Origin of the sequence: Legionella sp. PATHC035 (assembly GCF_026191115.1) — a bacterium.
Classification (GTDB): domain Bacteria; phylum Pseudomonadota; class Gammaproteobacteria; order Legionellales; family Legionellaceae; genus Legionella.
The window spans coordinates 2,445,920-2,462,500 of sequence record NZ_JAPHOT010000001.1 but is presented as its reverse complement, the minus strand read 5'-3'; the positions used below and the strand labels follow the sequence as shown (position 1 = coordinate 2,462,500).

Genomic DNA, 16,581 nt, shown 5'->3' with positions numbered 1-16,581 from the left:
GGAAATTCGTGAGTTTTGATCAACGCATTTTCTAAAGAATCGCATAGGAGCACACCTTCAATTGAAGGGATACTTCGGCTTAAGACTACATTTAATCTTCCTGGCAAAGGCTTTCCTATAGAAGCAAACGTTTTTCTTCCCATAATAATGGGTTTACCCATAGTTATGGATTTGAAATGTTGTAAATCAGCAGGTAAATGGCAAAGCAATTGGTTGTTGAAGCCTAGCCCTCGTGCTTCATCAATTGCAGCAATTAAACTAATCATGATTTCATCCTTGATAAAGCCATGCTCTTAGCCATGTCGACAGCAGCAAGCATTGAACCTGCATCCAATAAATTTTTACCAGCGAGTTCCAAAGCGGTTCCATGATCTACTGAGGTTCTTATTATTGGCAATCCTAAAGTTACATTGACCGCATTGTGGAAGTCCGCGTACTTAATAACAGGTAATCCTTGGTCGTGATACATAGCAACAAAAACATCACAATCACTTAAATGATTCTTAATAAACAGAGTATCCGCAGGTAAAGGACCTTTAACATTAATACCCATCCTCTTTAACAACAGCAAGGCGGGAGTAATCACTTCAATTTCTTCTCGCCCCAAATATCCAGATTCCCCAGCATGCGGATTTAGACCAGCTACTTTAATGCAGGGATCTTGAATACCAAAATCTCGAATCAATGACTGATGTACCTGAGAAATAACCTTAACTATTAAATCTGAAGTAATTGCTTCGGGTACTTTATATAAGGGAAGATGGGTAGTAACTAAAGCTACCTTCATCTCATGACATGCCAACATCATCACGACATCATCTGCTTTGTAATATTGTGCAAAAAACTCAGTGTGCCCACTAAATGGAATACCAGCCTCGTTAATGTTTGCCTTATGCACTGGTGCTGTAACTAATGCGGAAAACTCACCGCGTTCACACAAAACTGCAGCCTTATGAAGCAACTCAATCACATAAGCAGCATTTTTAGGATTGAGGCATCCACTTTGGACATTGCTTGGACAGTTGACCGGAATCACTGATAGATGACCACTCTTCGTTTCAACAGAGTGTCCGCTCTGATATACATTAAAAGAAACAGTTCGATTTAATTCTTTTGCTCTTGCTTCTAAAACAGCCAGATCACCTAGAATCACTATTGGATAATCATATTCTGCCAGAGCCAAGCATAAATCTGGGCCAACACCTGCTGGCTCTCCGCTGCTAATCAGTAGTGGCTTCACGCCAGTTCCTTTTCGATAATATTAATGTACGCATCTGAACGAATATGTTGCTGCCAATTTTGTACTGCTTCAGCAAACTTACGTTGTTGTAAAAACTGTCGTACTTTCTGCTTTTTAAAAGCTTCTGAGTCATCTTCTTGCTTACGGCCAAGTACCTGAATAATGTGCCAGCCAAATTGTGATTTAACAGGAGGACTAATTTCATTTACCGCCAGCTTATCCATAACTTTTTCGAATTCGGGAACTAATACTCCAGGTGCAACCCAACCTAAATCACCACCTTTTACAGCGCTTGCTGAATCCAAGGAATATTGCTTTGCCATGAGCGCAAAATCTTTACCAGCCTTTACTTGTTGGTAAATATTGTTTACTTGTTTCTTTGAATCTTCAGGCAGCATACTTGGATCGGGTTTTAAAAGAATATGGCGAACATGAGTCTTTGTAATAATATGGTGCTGATTTTCACCGCCAATCGAAACCAGTTTAATTAGCTGAAAGCCATTACCTGCACGTAATGGACCAACTACTTGCCCCACTTTCATGTTCACGACTTCTTTTGCGAATAATTCCGGCAACTCAGCTAAGTGTCGGTCACCTAAATCCCCGCCTTCGAGTGCAAATTCGCCACTTGAATTTTCTATAGCCAATCGACTAAAGTCATCACCTTTCTTTATTTTCGTCAACAAGAATTCTGCTTTGCTTTTGGCTTTCTTTACTTCCTCTGAGGTGGGTTCTTCAGTGAGTGGAATAACTATATTTTGTAGATGATAGGTAAGTGCTGTGCGATCGACTATCCCACCTTCCGTTTTAAGATACTGCTCCACTTGTTCATTCGTCACCATCGCGTCTCTTCCTACCGCTTTTTGCTGTAAGTGCGAAAGAAGCATTTCTTTACGAATATTTTCTCTATATTCATTCCAGCTCATGCCTTGTCTCGCAATTTCTTCGCGCAGCTGTGTCAGAGTGGCATGATTCATCGCTGCAATTTTTTCAATCGCCTGGTTAAGTTCTGTATCATCTACAGTCAGGCCATGTTGTTTTGCCATTTGCAGTTGCACATTAACATCAATTAAATGTTGAAGTACTTGTTTACGCAGCACAGCGGGAGCAGGAACCTGCATTTTTTGAGCAAGAATTTGTTTTCTCGTTAATTCAACTTGTTTGTTCAGTTCACTCTCGGTGATCACTCCATTATTAACGACTGCAACCACTTTATCTAATACTTGTTTTGCCTCTGCCACAGCAACGCTAGCAAACAATATGCATACAAGGGCTATTTTTTTATACATGCCTTAATCCTTACTCACTTTTTTTCGAGCAATTTAGGTTATTTTTATCCAAAACACAAGTGACTTTGTTTTCCACTATTTTATTTAACGATGAAATGGATCATTGTATCCTGGGATATACGTATTCAATACACTTCCGGGATCGCTGTTTGCAACTGATCCTAAGCCTTTTAATAAGATTTGCAAATAGATATTGTTGTTATATTGGGGCGAAAATTCCGAATTCAAACTTTTAAAGGTTCTTCCACCCAAAATTCGCACAGCCCAGCAGCAACTATCATATTGCATCCCCAATAGGGACATCATACTGTAGTCCTTACTGATGTTGTGACTGTATGCCCCCAGCGCACTCCATCGATCACTCATTGGCCAGGAGACGGAGACGGTCCCTTGGTGTAAGGCATTATCTACCCCTGCATTATTCCTGACAGAGGTCACATCCCCATTATATAAATAGGTATATCCTACATTAATAATTGCATTTGGTTTAGGTTGATAATGCAAGTTTAAAGCACCATTATTTGTTGCTGAAGTAGCCGGATCCCATACATAATCACCCAGGATTTTCAAAAATGGACCGAAATGATAAGTTCCTCGCGAAGCGATTGGAGAAACACCATAAAATGGAGACACTTGTCCAATTTCAAGAGGATTAGCAACACAATCACCCGTTGGGTTACGACATAGCTGAACTTTTCTATCTGTGAAATATTTAATTTGCCCAATTGAAAGACTGGCCAATTCAATTCCATTACTTTCTGATAACCACCTGGATGTGAGTGCATAAGATAATTGATTCGCATCACCAATTCGATCAAACCCTGAGAAGCGATTGGTTCTAAAAAGTTGATCAAAATTAAAAATCATATTAGCAGTGTCGTATATAGGCAGTTGGTTTTGATTATAAAATGGAACATACAAATAATATAAACTGGGCTCTAAAGTTTGCGTGTAGGAATTCCCCAGCCAAGTATAGTTCCGATCAAAAATTAGACCACCCTGAGTGCTGAAACGTGGGATAAAGCGATTATAGTCCGTATGAGTATCATTCCAATTATTTTGCACCTGATAATAATTTTCGACGAACTCAGCTGACGGCGTAATATATCCCCAACTGGTTCTTTGGGGTAAAGAAAGCATGGGATTTAGATGAAATCGTGGACCTTGGGGCATTTCCATTAGTGGAGAGGTTGGACCTACAAAAAATTGGCCGGTTTCCAAAGCTTGGTCTATTCCACGAATCTGTCGCTTTGATGTTGGCCAAAAAAACTGATCGTATTGTCCCAATAGATTTAAATTCGCCTGTGCCGGCAAATCATAATAAAACCCACGAGCAGATAATTGCGGCAAGCGTTCATATTGATCAGCAATGGGCGTCTCATTAATCGGATGTAAGGTTTGAAAGCTTTGAACCATACCTCTAAACGTCCAATGCTCCGTTGAATACGTTAAATCGGCTTGTCGCAATAACTGCCGCTGGGTAATTAGAGCCAGGTTAGTACTGAAATCCTGAAAGTAATAGTCATCAGAAACCTGTTGAACATTCACATTGAGCCGCAAATTAGGATTTAATTGCGTGGTGTTAAGAAACCCATAAAACCATCGGTTGTTTGATTTGTCTTTAAATGAAGGAAACTCATCTGCATGACTATTCAGAAAATTCCGATACGCTGCATCATCTGGTAGAAAACTACCCGTGACTAAACCCACACTGTGGGTCGTTAAATAGCGAAACTCACCACCCAACATGACATTACGCTCTGTATAAACATGGGGTGTTAACGTCAAATCATAGTTTGGTGCTATATTCCAATAATAAGGAATTCCTAGATCAAAACCCCCTACATTAGAATAGCCCGATAAAGGCATTAAAAAGCCGGATTTACGTTCTTTGGTGGTGGGAAAACTTAAATAAGGAACATAGAGAAGTGGCCAATCATGGACACGCAACTTAACATGTCTGGCAACACCTATTTTTTTCTTATTATCAATAACAATCGATTTGGCCTCAATATCCCAAGCTTTATCTTGTGGCGCACACGTAGTATAGGTCGCCTGACGCAATAAGTAATCTGAATTAGGAAAACGCTGCATGAGACTCGCTCGTCCCCATGCGGGTAATAAAGCAGCATGCTTATTCATGTTGAAACGATAAAGTACATCTTCAGTTTGCCCCGATTTATCCTGAGGATTAATTGTTGCTTTACGAGCAATCATTAATTTATCGGGTTCCAGGTAATGGACATTACCTAAGAACTCAATTTTTGTAATCTGTTTACTTTGTGGATCCCGATACACATAAGCAGTTTGTGCATTAACTATTCTCTGGTCTTGCTGAATTTCTACATGTCCGCTTAAAGCTGAGGGTTTATCTTGATAAAATGAAACGCGATCCGCCATGATTTTTATTTCATCAGGTGAAGCAAGTGGCGCCACCGTGATCGGTTGATACGAGCCAAGACAAATAGGGGAACTTTGATCTGCCTGCCATCCCAAGCATTGAGCAAACTTTGCACGTATCGCATCGGTTAAATCGACATCACGCGCTATGACACACGCCTGTACGGGTTCATTAATCAAAGAAGCAGAATAGGCTAACGCATGATAGATTACCATGAGTAAAATGAGCAGTGTGGAACATACGCTCATCAAGAACCATTTAAATGAAATCTTGTTCACAAGTAATAAAATGCCTTATTATGCACACAAAATATGTAACTAATTACTTTGAATCGTCCTACTCGCATTGAGAATCGTGCTGTAGAGTTCTTACGACGTTCTTATCCTCTCCTAAAAAACCTGAGAGGGGTCTTAGTTATTATGTTACAACCAGAAATAATGATGGGGAAGTATACCATGCATGAACGAGAAAACGCACTGAAAGAATGGTTAATTGATACGCTAAAGCAACAGGATTTTCAGTTAGCGCCTTTGGCTGGGGACGCCAGTTTTAGAAGATATTTTCGTCTTCGATATAATGGACTAACGCAGATTGTTATGGATGCTCCCCCAGAAAAAGAAGATGTAAAACCTTTCATACATATTGCGCAGGCGCTGCAACAAGCTGATGTTCACACCCCCAAAGTCCTCGCGATGAATCCGGAAGACGGGTTCTTACTGCTAAGCGATTTAGGCGATGAACTTCTTCTAAATGTTCTTAAGCCTGAAACAGTAGATGGTCATTATCATCAGGCCATCAAAACTTTGTTTAAGATTCAAACTTGCTCAATCGATGACCCACTGCTTGCTCCATTTGATGAAGCGCATATGCTTAAAGAGATGAGTCTATGTCCCGAATGGTTTTTGAAAGCGTATCTTGCCTTAGATCTCAGTCAAAGCGAATGCACTTTAGTCCAACAGACTATGGAGTGGATTGCCAAAGAAGTAGCCCAGCAACCACTCGCTTTTATTCATCGTGATTATCATTCTCGCAATCTGATGCTCTTACAGGATCATGCCGAACCAATAAAACTGGGCGTTATTGATTTTCAAGATGCCATGCGTGGCCCATTCACTTATGATTTGGTTTCATTACTCAAAGATTGTTATATTTCCTGGCCTAGGAGTAAAGTACTCGAATGGGTTGAGTTTTTTTACACTCACAGTGCATTAACTAAAGATTACTCTTTGCCTGAATTTATCCGTGCATTTGATCTTTGCGGTTTACAAAGACACTTAAAGGTGTTGGGCATTTTTTGTCGATTGCATTTGCGCGACCATAAACCTGGATATCTTAAAGATCTGCCTTTAACTTTAAACTACGTGCTTGAATGTGCAGAGACTTATGAAGAATTGCACCCATTTTTCCGATTTCTGCAAATGAGAGTTTATTTACCATGAAAACTGCGATGATATTGGCTGCGGGTCGCGGTGAACGTTTGAAACCACTTACCGATGTTACACCTAAAGCCCTGTGTGTTGTTAAAGGAAAACCATTAATCGAGCATCATGTCGTAAATTTGGCAAAAGCGGGTTTTGAACGATTAGTGATTAACCATGCCTATCTTGGAGGAAAAATTCGCCAGCATTTGGGAAATGGGTCCCGCTGGGGAGTCGAAATTTATTACTCACCGGAACCTCCTGGAGGATTAGAAACAGGCGGTGGCATCGTCAATGCCTTGCCGCTGTTAGGAGCCAAGCCCTTTATTACCGTCAATGCAGATATCTATACCGATTTTGATTTTTCTCAGCTGCAGTTTGAAAATAATTCTTCAATTCATGTGATTTTAGTCACTAAAAATCCATCACTTAATCATTATGGGGACTTTGGGTTAATCAATCAAACGCAGCTCAGTAATTCAAATCGAGAATATACTCTTGCAGGAATCTGCTGCTATCACCCCCAAGTATTTAGCCACTGCCAACAAGGGCGCTATTCCGTAGCACCATTAATCCGACAATATGCCGCACAAAATAAGGCAACTGCCCATGTTTATAATGGCCTCTGGTATGACATTGGTACTCTAGAGAGACTGCATGCGGTGAATCAAATTTAAGATAATAAATTACCTATCATTAAAAGTTACTGGTAATTGCAACTCATCCAGTAACTTTTTGAACCCCAAAGTCAGAATTCATTCTATAGCGATGTACACCCTGCTTATTTCGAGAAGTGAACGACTCCTGAAAACAGCCTACGTTAAGAACGCCCCATGGTAGTAGGTTGAACCTCGGTTTCGACCTTTTCTTCGACCTTTTCTTCGGCCTCTTGTTCCGCTTTGATGATTTTGTCTATAGCTTTTTTCCTGCTCTCTTCCAGTCTGTGCTCGCCTGGATAATCACGTTGTCGCGATACAAGTTCCGTATCAACTCCTTTTCCTTTTAAATAGTCCTTATATTCTCGTGCCGAATCAGAGAATAGTTTTTCCACTTCTTCTCTGGTCAATTTATCTTTTTTGTGTCCCATTGCATCCATGTAATAGAAATCACCATTTTCTGTTACAATATTATGTTGGTCAGCTAACCATGCATTAAACAAATTATCTAAAGTTTCAATAGTCCCTTCATCTAGTTGAGAAGCTCCTTTTTCGGTGGAAGCATATCCGCGGACAAAATGTCCCGTCTCGCTGATAGCAAAATCGAATCGAATACCTGGATAATTTTTTTGCGCCAATGAAGTAGCAGCCTGTTTTGCAATTCCCTCTTGCATGTTGATGGTAGAACTCGTTGGTTCCTTACCCGACCAAACTTGCGAGTCCGCCGGATATTTATATGCGACAAGCTGGGCAAACTCCTCCACTGCTTTAAGTATTTGTTGCGTAGCTTCTCTTGCTTCGGGTGTTTTATTTAATAATCTTGATTTCTCCGCTATTTCACGAACTCGTTGACACAAATATTGAGCTACTTCTGGGGAGTTTTCCGCAATTTTCATTGCTCTTAAAAGATCTTCCCGAGTGGGCAAGGTTACATCTTTAGCTTGGGTTATTGGTGATATTGTTTTAGCTTCCATAAATTGATCTCACTACGCAAATTTAATTATCATATTGAATTAATTATAGCAAAGCAAAGTAACCTCTAAGTGCACTAGTTTTTTTGCATCCTGTTAAAAATTTGTAAATATCTTCTCCCTCTTATCTGCTTGCTTTGCTTCGCTTTTAAATCAATCCACAAATTTTTAAGGGTGACGTGATCGTATGTAAACCTAGGCGTGCCAACACGTTATCTCCGCTGCAGTGGGTCGGACTGAAGCCCGCCCCACTCTTGGTCTCTTTCTGGATAACACTCATACAGTGCTCTTAAAACAACGCAAACATCATCAATGATGACCATCATCATCCATAAAGGGCGACTTAATTGCATCAATGACTGAGTTAAATGATTGGTTTTTCATTGACTCAAAAGTAAACTCATCAACCAAAATGGCATCCCAGCGAGCCGCCTCCGTTGCGAGTAATGCATCCATTTCCTCTTGAGTTAATTCCTTGTTTTCAACCTTTTCTTTTAGTTTGCCTTTTAATTTACCAAATTTAACCCGTTTTAAATCACTCATTTTTTTGACAAGCTCATCGGTTTGTATGATTAGTTGTAGGGCATGCTCCACTCTGTCTATGGGTTGTTTCGGATCGCCGCTCAAGTAGACGATGTCCTTCAATCGGTCTCGATACTGATTATTCTTAGTCATCAAACGCGCTAATTTTTGTTCCAACTTATCCGTGGGATAATGCATTGTTTGCCCAAAAGGAAATGCCAAGATACGTGCCAGCCCCCCTAAAAATCGTGATGGGAAATTGTGGCACAATGCAATCATTGCTCGTTGTGCATGATAAAAACAATAAGAGACAGCCCATTGAGCATGCAATTGATCATCAGGACTTTCACCATTCAATTGCACATTCCGTAACACAGCCATCGCCATGTAAAGATATGACATTCCATCAGCAAGACGGGCTGACAGACGCTCTTTACGTTTCAAATCGCCGCCTAACACAATTAAAGATAAATCTGCAAGCCAAGAATAAGCATGACTGAGACGTGCCAACCGTTTGTATTCGCGTCTCATTTTAAGCTTGGGGGCCTTAATAAAGATCCCACCAGTCCAGGCGGAACAAATCGTTTTGGCAAAATTTTGCATGAAATATTGAATATGTTTCCAAATAACCTCTCTGAAAGCCTCTTTATCCTGATTGGAAATAGCATAAAATTCATCGCGTATGTAAGGATGACATGCCATTGAGCCTTGTCCAAAAATTAACAAGTTCCGTGACATCACATTAGCGCCTTCTACGGTAATTGAAATAGGAACCCCATTGTAGAAATTGGTTAAATAATTTCGCGGACCAACAACTACAGCACGTCCAGCATGTACATCCATGGATGCATTCACTACCAATCGTGCGAGTTCAGTATTAAAATATTTAGCAATTGCTGAGGTGACAGAAGGTTTTTTATGCTCATTTACAGCCGCCACGGTCAATAATCGATTGGAATTAATCAAATAATTTAAGCCCGCAATCTCCGCAAGTTTTTCTTCAATCCCCTCAAACTGGCCAATTTCTACATTAAATTGGCAACGTATGCGCGCAAAAGCACTGGTTGCCAAATAGCACGCGGAGGAAGTACCAGCACCCAGTGCAGGTAAAGAAATAGAGCGCCCAATCGATAAACATTCAACCAACATTTGCCAACCATTACCGATACGTTTCTGACCACCAATCACTGTGGTTATGGGCACAAAAATATCTTTCCCACGTATAGTGCCGTTCATAAAGGGCTGATCTGAAGGTAAATGGCGGTTGCCAATTTCGAGATTTTTGGTGTCGCGTGGAATCAAGACACAGGTAATTCCCTCCGTTCCTTCCCCTTGCAATAAACCGTCGGGATCTTTTACATTCACCGCAAGGCCTATTAAGGTTGCTACGGGAGCTAAAGTAATCCAACGTTTATCTAAGGTAATACTCAAGCCAAGCACCATTTTGCCATCCACTTTCTTTTTCATCACGATGGCGCTGGACTGAATGGAAGTAGCATCGCTGCCTGCTCCAGGTTCAGTTAAAGCAAAGCATGGGATATCGATACCTTTTGCAAGACGGGGTAAATAATGATTCTTTTGCTCTTCCGTACCGTAATAATTGATTAATTCACCTGGGCCTAAGGAATTAGGTACCATTACCGTTACTGCTGCGACACCGGAACGAGTGGCTATTTTCATCACCACATCAGAATGGGCACGCGCAGAAAAGCCTTTACCCCCGTATTCTTTGGGAATGACCATACCAAAAAAGCCTTTTTCCTTCATGTAATCCCAAACCTTTTCAGGTAAATCACGGGTTTGACTAATTTCCCACTCATCGATCAAGCCGCATAAAGCTTGTGTTTCATTATCAAGAAAGGCTTGTTCTTCTGCCGACAGTGCAGTAGATACATTCGCCAGTCGCTCCCAATCGGGTTTTCCTGTAAAAATATCTTGTTCTAGCCAAGTATCTCCCGCATTGAGTGCTTCTTCTTCGGTTTTGGACAATTTGGGAATCGACTTGCCTGCTTTTTTATAAATGAAATCGGCAATCGTCGCGCGTAGAGGATCGAGGTATACGACAAGTAATGCCCCAATGATTACAAGCCAAAGGATAAAGCCGACTATCCACGGCAGGCCAATCGCAAACGTCGCAACGATTAGATAAAAGACGCTCCCCAACTCCCAAACTAATGGATTCATTGCCCTATAGAGAACAATCAGGGTAAAGATCAGATAAAGTAAAAAAAACAGAATGCCCATAATATCAATACCTTCCCTTGCTTTGCATAATAAAGGTGTAGTATATACTCTTTATTTTGCGAGTAGCAATTGACTATGAACCAACGTTTGGTTTGGAATTTCGAATTTACCCCAAAAACAAGCGCACCTCTGGCCTCTTTTGTCGATAAAGAGGACGACCATTTGAAATGGGAGATACGTTATTTTTGGCCGGATAGCGAGATAATCATCCTCAATACGATAGACAGTTCATTACTTGATTTAGCCAATTACAAGCAGAAACATAAAGAAGATTATTATTATTTACTACCTGGCTGCAATTACAATATCAAAAAACGCCATGAGCAGTTGCTTTATAAACCCTTACTCGAACATGCAAATCATGCTGTCGGTTATGGGACAAAAATAATTATTAACCCGCTTCTGGAGGAGTCTCTTCCTTTGGATTTACAAAAAATCATCCCTGATATTGAAACGAATGCGGTCGGCATTAATGTTAAAAAAGAAGCCTTTATCTACAAATTTCCAACTACCCCCACAATAAAAATCGAACTGGCTCGTCTTGAGGTGCTTCACAAAATTTATTTTAGTTTATGCATCGAAGGAAAATCGCGTCATTTGGTAGAGACCATTTCCCAGCACTTGCTGAATGAACCGGTTTCCTGCGAATATGTAACATTCCTGAAAAATTTATTAAAATTATGCTAAAAACCCTTTTAGAAATTATCCTAAGCTTTGGAAAAATTGGCCTTATTGCCTTGGGAGGCGGTAATTCCATGCTAAAACTTTTGGAATATGAGGCCGTTGATTATCGACACTGGGTAGGACAGGAAGAATTTATCGCTATGGTGGGTTCAAGTTTTATTTTTCCAGGATTAACCGGTGTTAAATTATCAGCGCTCATAGGCTATAAAGCTGCTGGAATTACCGGTTTATTGCTTGCCGTGCTTAGCCTTAATTTGCCAGGATTGTTGATGACTCTCGCGGGATATCATTGGCTGACCAGTCATAATGGTCCTGGAATGCGTAAGATAATGATTGGCGTCCAGTATGGTGCGTTAGCTTTGCTGGCAGCAGCGAGCTACTCTGTTGCTCAGGGAGTTTTAGGTATGTATTTTTCGATTCCCATTGCACTATCTTGTTTTATTTTTTTTCTCGCTTTAACTTTTTGGAATTTATCACCCTTTTATGGGTTTATAGGCTTTATCGTGGTTTGTTTTTTTCTGGTTCGTTGAGTAAAGTGAGATGTAAGATAGTAGCATAGCAAATCTTATGTCTATGTTATGATGTTAAAAAATAATAGGCACCACATGTCGAATGCTTTGGGGGAAAAGTCAAAGTTGCGAGCAGATGCCCTATTTGACTTATCGTTGCGCGTGGTGACGGGGTAAAAAAATGGAGTTGCTCTTGGAAATAGGGTTGGATAATCCAGAATATTATATCAATCGAGAATTTTCGATTATTGCATTTAATCAGCGAGTTCTCATGTTGGCCAATGATGAACGCGTTCCTTTGCTGGAAAGGATGCGTTTTCTTAGCATTTGCAGTAGCAATCTTGACGAATTTTTTGAAATACGGGTTGCCGGTCTTAAAGAAAAAATTGCCATGTCTTCAGGAAAATTAACTATTGATGGGCTTCGTCCTGAAGAAGCATTCAGTCTGATCAGCCAAAAAACACATAAACTTATCGACCAACTCTACTCAATATTTAATAAACAACTCCTACCGGCCTTAAGCAAAGAAAAAATTTTTTTTCTCGATACCGAACAATGGACTGATGACATTCATTTATGGGCAAAACACTACTTCAAGCACGAGATTCAACCTGTAATCAGTCCCATAGCGTTGGATTTGGCACATCCTTTACCACAGCTGATTAACAAAAGTTTAAACTTTATTATTTCATTAAGTGGCAAAGATGCTTTTGACCGAAACATTAATTATGCAGTAGTTCATGCACCAAGATCGATTCCCAGGGTCATTCACTTGCCCTCTGAGTTATGCGGCGATGCGCATTATTTTGTTCATCTCTCCTCAATTATTACGACGCATGTCAACAGTTTATTCCCTGGTATGGAAATTAGTGGTTGCTATTCTTTTCGCCTGACTCGAAACAGTGATTTGTTCTTACGAGAAGAAGAAATTGATGATTTAGCCAAAGCACTGCAACGAGAGATTTTCTCTCGCCACTATGGCCATGTAGTTCGCCTTGAAATTGAAAAAAATTGTCCTGACAAAATTGTTGATTTTTTATTGCAAAAATATCATCTCCGCTATGAAGATACTTATTATTGTGATGGACCTGTTAATATACAGCGTCATTTAACTGCCATTAACAGTATTGATAGACCTGATTTAAATTACCCGCCTTTTACAGCACAATATCCTCAATTTCCTAAGTCAGAACGAAATTTATTCAATGTGCTGGATGAAGAAGATATTCTGTTGCACCACCCCTATCAAAGCTTTGAAGTAGTCATTGATTTTGTAAGACAGGCAGCAAGTGATCCCAATGTGTTGGCAATTAGCCAGACTTTGTATCGTACTCGCTCCGAATCAGTTATGGTGGATGCTTTAGTTGATGCCGCCCACTCAGGTAAAGAAGTAACTGCCGTGATTGAATTGCGGGCTCGTTTTGATGAAGAGTCCAATCTGAAATTAGCAAATCGTTTACATGCTGCAGGAATTCTGGTGCTTTATGGGGTTGTAGGGTATAAAACCCATGCCAAAATGACTCTTGTTGTTCGGAGGGCGCACGGAAAACTAAAGCGTTACGTCCATTTAAGTACTGGAAATTACCATGAGTACACAGCAAAACGTTATACTGACTTGGGTTTATTAACGTGTGAGCCAACGATTACTTCAGATATTCAAATTATTTTTCAACAATTAACCGGACTTGGTAAAGCGGTCAAACTTAAGGCGATAAGTCATTCACCATTTACTTTACAAAAAACGCTGCTGCAATACATTGAACAATGCACCGCAGCCGCTTTAAAAAAGGGAGACACGGAAATTCTCCTCAAAGTCAATGGCTTGGCCGATAAAACCATCATTCAAGCTTTATATAAGGCATCTCAAGCAGGGGTTAAAGTCAATTTGCTGGTGCGCGGGGTCTGTTGTCTGAAACCTGGAATACCAGGCATTTCAGACAACATAAGGGTCCTTTCTTATATCGGACGATTCTTGGAGCATCATCGAGTATTTTACTTTCGTATCCAAGAAGAAGAATATTATTTTTGCTCCAGTGCTGACTTGATGGAAAGAAATTTATACCATCGCATTGAAATAATGTTCCCTATTCTCGATGAACGCTGTAAAAAGCGCATCAAACAGGAGATTATTAAGAACTATCTTAAAGACAACAGTAATACCTGGGAAATGCAAAGTGATGGGAGTTATAAACCCATACACCAAGGTAATAATAGTGCGCAGGAAAAACTCATTCAGCTCTATCAAGAAGAGGAGAGTTCAATTTAGCCAGAATGGATCATCACATAAGCCTTTTGTCGAAGAGTGTTCAAGTCATTCTTAACTTATGTGCCATAATTATAGATACTATCAGCCGCTGGAAGCGAGTCAGAATATGGAAATTCACACTCAGCAGAAACCAATATCTATGTACCTGGTGCATCAAGATTCGAATCAAAAGGAGTTGATAACCAAAGAATTAAAAAGATCAGGATATCTCACTTCCTCTACCGATAATATGGCTGATGCGCTCATTCAACTGAATCAACTCAAACCGGATTATGTCTTAATCGATGAAGCGCTCTCAGCGGAACAGATCAAAAAATTATCTCAATCGACCTCCTATAAAACCATCATTCTCTCTTTAGACTCAAGCAAAAAAAACATGAGCCCTTATCAATTGGGCGCACATGGCTGTATTTATCAAACGAACCACATTGAATTATTTACTGCTCAGCTTAACCGTATTATTGAAGACAAGATAGATATTGAATTTTGGGGGGTAACGGGTGCATTTCCTGCACCAGGAAAAGATTTTGTTAAATATGGTGGACACACTTCCTGTATCACATTAAATTTTGTTAATGAACGTAATTTAATACTGGACGCAGGTTCAGGAATAATCCCTTTAGGTAATGACTTAATCACTAAAAAGCAAAATCAAATTGAAGCAGATATTTTCATTACCCACGAGCACTGGGATCATATCCATGGATTAACCTTTTTTAAGCCGTTGTATCATCCTGGAAATCAGTTTCGTTTTTATGGTCCACCACAAGGAGTAAAAAGCGTTCATAAGTTACTCTTGGGACTCATGGATGGGACCTATTTTCCCGTTAAGATAGATAATTTACCCTCGACAATTTCCTATCATGATTTAGTGGCAGAACAAAATTTTGAAATAGGTAATATCACCATTTCAACCATCGCACTTCAACATCCATGTGTCACATATGGGTATAAAGTTCAATATAACAATAAAATCATAAGCTATATCACTGATAATGAGCTATATGATCAATCATATCCCTCATATGACGCTGATTTTGTACAAAAACTTATTGAGTTTACGACGAATTCGGATATTTTAATTGTAGATTGCGCGTTCACAGATGAAGAATATGATGCCGGACGTGTATCGTGGGGGCATTCATGCCCTAGGCAAATAAGTCAGTTTGCCCATTTAACCAAATCAAAGCAACTTATCTTGCATCATAATGACCACTATGAAACAGATGATGTTGTTGATGCCAAATTGATTGCAACCCAACGCTTATTAAAAAATCTCGGTTCAGAAATGGAGTGTATCGCACCGGTGTACAGACAAATATTGCGTGTTTAGCCGGAGCCAGAAATAGAGTCCTCGCTCCTCCCCCTAATTGCTGTTCAGTTTGGTAAGCTCCTTCGCCTTGAAAGGATTCATAACCAACAAAAGACTTTCTTGCAGTCACTGTCATCGAAAACACGTTAATTGCGGATGAGTCCCCAATTGCAAATGGACCTCAGTTCCCAAAGGAATAGGATAATTAGTCGACCCATGACCGATTCCCGCGATTCTTAATACCGGAATCGCACAGCTTTCAGCAAAACGCCGTAAGACCGGCTCAATCAAAGAAGTCCCGTTGGGTTCCAGACCATCGAGAAAATCGCCCAATAGGATTGCAGCAGCATGGGTAAAAATATTGGCTTGCTTTAAATGTTCCAGCATACGATCTACACGATATCCTCGCTCACCAATTTCTTCAAGTAGGATAATTTTTTCACGTCCATCGATTTGCCAGCACGTTCCAACCCCTGATTGGATCATTGCCAAATTACCACCAGTGACCTGAGATGTGATCAAACGCTCCTTTTGAGCATCTATGTTCAGTGGGGTTAAATCATTAAACGGAATGGGTGCATCATCAAACAAAATCGAACGTACCGAAGCAATCGATTCCTTGGAAAATTTATCAGGCGCTGCCGCACCATGTATTGTTGGCCAATGCCAATGTTGCTGCAAATAAAGATGAAGGCAGGTGATGTCACTGATGCCAATAAAAATTTTGACTGTTTCTGGAGGATGAACCGCTGCTAACTTCGGGATTAAACGTGTGGCACCATAACCACCCCGCACGCAAATGACCGCTTTTGTACTAGGATTTAAAAGGGCATTTTTTAGATGCTTAAATCGCATTTCATCTGAATTGGCACAGAGTAAATCTCGTGCAAAAATATCTTCCTGAACAATACAGTTTAATCCCCAAGACTCCAATAATTCTTTCAACTCGGATAATTGACGATCAGTGCTCCGAGATGAAGGGGCAATGATTTCTATCGAATCCCCCGGGGTTAACACAGGTAAATTTTTCATTCTTTATCTCTTAAAAATGTCTTTTATCAATCTTAAC

At 40.2% G+C, this 16,581-nt stretch carries 13 protein-coding genes (1 of these 13 running past the window's edge); 6 read left to right on the top strand and 7 right to left on the bottom strand.

Going from position 1 to position 16,581, the window contains the following annotated elements:
* The 4 genes from OQJ13_RS10830 to OQJ13_RS10815 form a co-directional block, all read right to left on the bottom strand.
* Positions 1 to 266, bottom strand: partial view of a dihydrofolate reductase gene (locus OQJ13_RS10830; RefSeq protein WP_265710864.1) — the 5' portion only. Its footprint begins 217 nt before the window's first position; the window shows 266 of its 483 coding nt (coding positions 1-266); it begins with the start codon at positions 264 to 266; its stop codon lies beyond the left edge, outside the window.
* The gene (gene pdxA / locus OQJ13_RS10825) at positions 263 to 1,240 is read right to left on the bottom strand and encodes a 4-hydroxythreonine-4-phosphate dehydrogenase PdxA (RefSeq protein ID WP_265710863.1); all 978 of its coding nucleotides are present in this window, start codon (positions 1,238 to 1,240) and stop codon (positions 263 to 265) included. The genes OQJ13_RS10830 and pdxA overlap by 4 nt, the downstream gene beginning before the upstream one ends.
* Positions 1,237 to 2,529, bottom strand: coding sequence for a peptidylprolyl isomerase (locus tag OQJ13_RS10820; protein ID WP_265710862.1), 1,293 nt, complete (start codon positions 2,527 to 2,529; stop codon positions 1,237 to 1,239). Before OQJ13_RS10820 ends, pdxA begins: the two co-directional genes overlap by 4 nt.
* 84 nt (positions 2,530 to 2,613) lie before the next feature.
* Positions 2,614 to 5,178 carry an LPS-assembly protein LptD gene (locus tag OQJ13_RS10815; RefSeq protein WP_265710861.1) on the bottom strand — a complete coding sequence of 855 codons (2,565 nt, stop codon included), beginning with the start codon at positions 5,176 to 5,178 and terminating at the stop codon, positions 2,614 to 2,616.
* A 207-nt stretch (positions 5,179 to 5,385) separates the two neighbouring features.
* Between OQJ13_RS10815 and OQJ13_RS10810 the strand changes: the two genes are divergently transcribed.
* Together OQJ13_RS10810 and murU are read left to right on the top strand one after the other, a co-directional pair.
* The gene (locus OQJ13_RS10810) at positions 5,386 to 6,369 is read left to right on the top strand and encodes an aminoglycoside phosphotransferase family protein (RefSeq protein WP_265711928.1); all 984 of its coding nucleotides are present in this window, start codon (positions 5,386 to 5,388) and stop codon (positions 6,367 to 6,369) included.
* Positions 6,366 to 7,025 (top strand): N-acetylmuramate alpha-1-phosphate uridylyltransferase MurU, encoded by a 660-nt coding sequence (murU, locus tag OQJ13_RS10805; RefSeq protein ID WP_265710860.1) that lies wholly within the window; start codon positions 6,366 to 6,368, stop codon positions 7,023 to 7,025. The genes OQJ13_RS10810 and murU overlap by 4 nt, the downstream gene beginning before the upstream one ends.
* A gap of 143 nt (positions 7,026 to 7,168) precedes the next feature.
* On the opposite strand, the gene OQJ13_RS10800 is transcribed toward murU, so the two are convergent.
* Both OQJ13_RS10800 and OQJ13_RS10795 read right to left on the bottom strand, forming a co-directional pair.
* Positions 7,169 to 7,978 carry a hypothetical protein gene (locus OQJ13_RS10800; RefSeq protein ID WP_265710859.1) on the bottom strand — a complete coding sequence of 270 codons (810 nt, stop codon included), beginning with the start codon at positions 7,976 to 7,978 and terminating at the stop codon, positions 7,169 to 7,171.
* Positions 7,979 to 8,284: 306 nt separating this feature from the next.
* Positions 8,285 to 10,741: an acyl-CoA dehydrogenase gene (locus tag OQJ13_RS10795; RefSeq protein ID WP_265710858.1), complete on the bottom strand. Its 2,457-nt coding sequence runs from the start codon at positions 10,739 to 10,741 to the stop codon at positions 8,285 to 8,287.
* Between the two features lie 75 nt (positions 10,742 to 10,816).
* Here OQJ13_RS10795 and OQJ13_RS10790 point away from each other — a divergent pair, with 75 nt between their 5' ends.
* From OQJ13_RS10790 to OQJ13_RS10775, 4 genes are all read left to right on the top strand, one after another.
* Positions 10,817 to 11,428 carry a hypothetical protein gene (locus OQJ13_RS10790; protein ID WP_265710857.1) on the top strand — a complete coding sequence of 204 codons (612 nt, stop codon included), beginning with the start codon at positions 10,817 to 10,819 and terminating at the stop codon, positions 11,426 to 11,428.
* On the top strand, positions 11,422 to 11,955 hold the full coding sequence (locus tag OQJ13_RS10785; RefSeq protein ID WP_265710856.1) for a chromate transporter: 534 nt from the start codon (positions 11,422 to 11,424) through the stop codon (positions 11,953 to 11,955). The genes OQJ13_RS10790 and OQJ13_RS10785 overlap by 7 nt, the downstream gene beginning before the upstream one ends.
* Positions 11,956 to 12,127: 172 nt before the next feature.
* Positions 12,128 to 14,200 carry a polyphosphate kinase 1 gene (ppk1, locus tag OQJ13_RS10780; RefSeq protein WP_265710855.1) on the top strand — a complete coding sequence of 691 codons (2,073 nt, stop codon included), beginning with the start codon at positions 12,128 to 12,130 and terminating at the stop codon, positions 14,198 to 14,200.
* A gap of 106 nt (positions 14,201 to 14,306) precedes the next feature.
* Positions 14,307 to 15,533, top strand: a complete 1,227-nt coding sequence (locus tag OQJ13_RS10775; protein WP_265710854.1) for an MBL fold metallo-hydrolase — start codon at positions 14,307 to 14,309, stop codon at positions 15,531 to 15,533.
* Between the two features lie 111 nt (positions 15,534 to 15,644).
* Here OQJ13_RS10775 and OQJ13_RS10770 read toward each other — a convergent pair whose 3' ends face one another.
* Positions 15,645 to 16,544, bottom strand: coding sequence for a S66 peptidase family protein (locus OQJ13_RS10770; RefSeq protein ID WP_265710853.1), 900 nt, complete (start codon positions 16,542 to 16,544; stop codon positions 15,645 to 15,647).
* Positions 16,545 to 16,581 lie beyond the last annotated feature (37 nt).

Coding starts and splice junctions, on each gene's coding strand:
- OQJ13_RS10785 (WP_265710856.1), top strand. CDS start 11,422: ATGCTAAAAACCCTTTTAGAAATTATCCTAAGCTTTGGAAAAATTGGC.
- OQJ13_RS10790 (WP_265710857.1), top strand. CDS start 10,817: ATGAACCAACGTTTGGTTTGGAATTTCGAATTTACCCCAAAAACAAGC.
- OQJ13_RS10795 (WP_265710858.1), bottom strand. CDS start 10,741: ATGGGCATTCTGTTTTTTTTACTTTATCTGATCTTTACCCTGATTGTT.
- murU (WP_265710860.1), top strand. CDS start 6,366: ATGAAAACTGCGATGATATTGGCTGCGGGTCGCGGTGAACGTTTGAAA.
- OQJ13_RS10810 (WP_265711928.1), top strand. CDS start 5,386: ATGCATGAACGAGAAAACGCACTGAAAGAATGGTTAATTGATACGCTA.
- OQJ13_RS10820 (WP_265710862.1), bottom strand. CDS start 2,529: ATGTATAAAAAAATAGCCCTTGTATGCATATTGTTTGCTAGCGTTGCT.
- OQJ13_RS10775 (WP_265710854.1), top strand. CDS start 14,307: ATGGAAATTCACACTCAGCAGAAACCAATATCTATGTACCTGGTGCAT.
- OQJ13_RS10800 (WP_265710859.1), bottom strand. CDS start 7,978: ATGGAAGCTAAAACAATATCACCAATAACCCAAGCTAAAGATGTAACC.
- OQJ13_RS10770 (WP_265710853.1), bottom strand. CDS start 16,544: ATGAAAAATTTACCTGTGTTAACCCCGGGGGATTCGATAGAAATCATT.
- OQJ13_RS10815 (WP_265710861.1), bottom strand. CDS start 5,178: ATGAGCGTATGTTCCACACTGCTCATTTTACTCATGGTAATCTATCAT.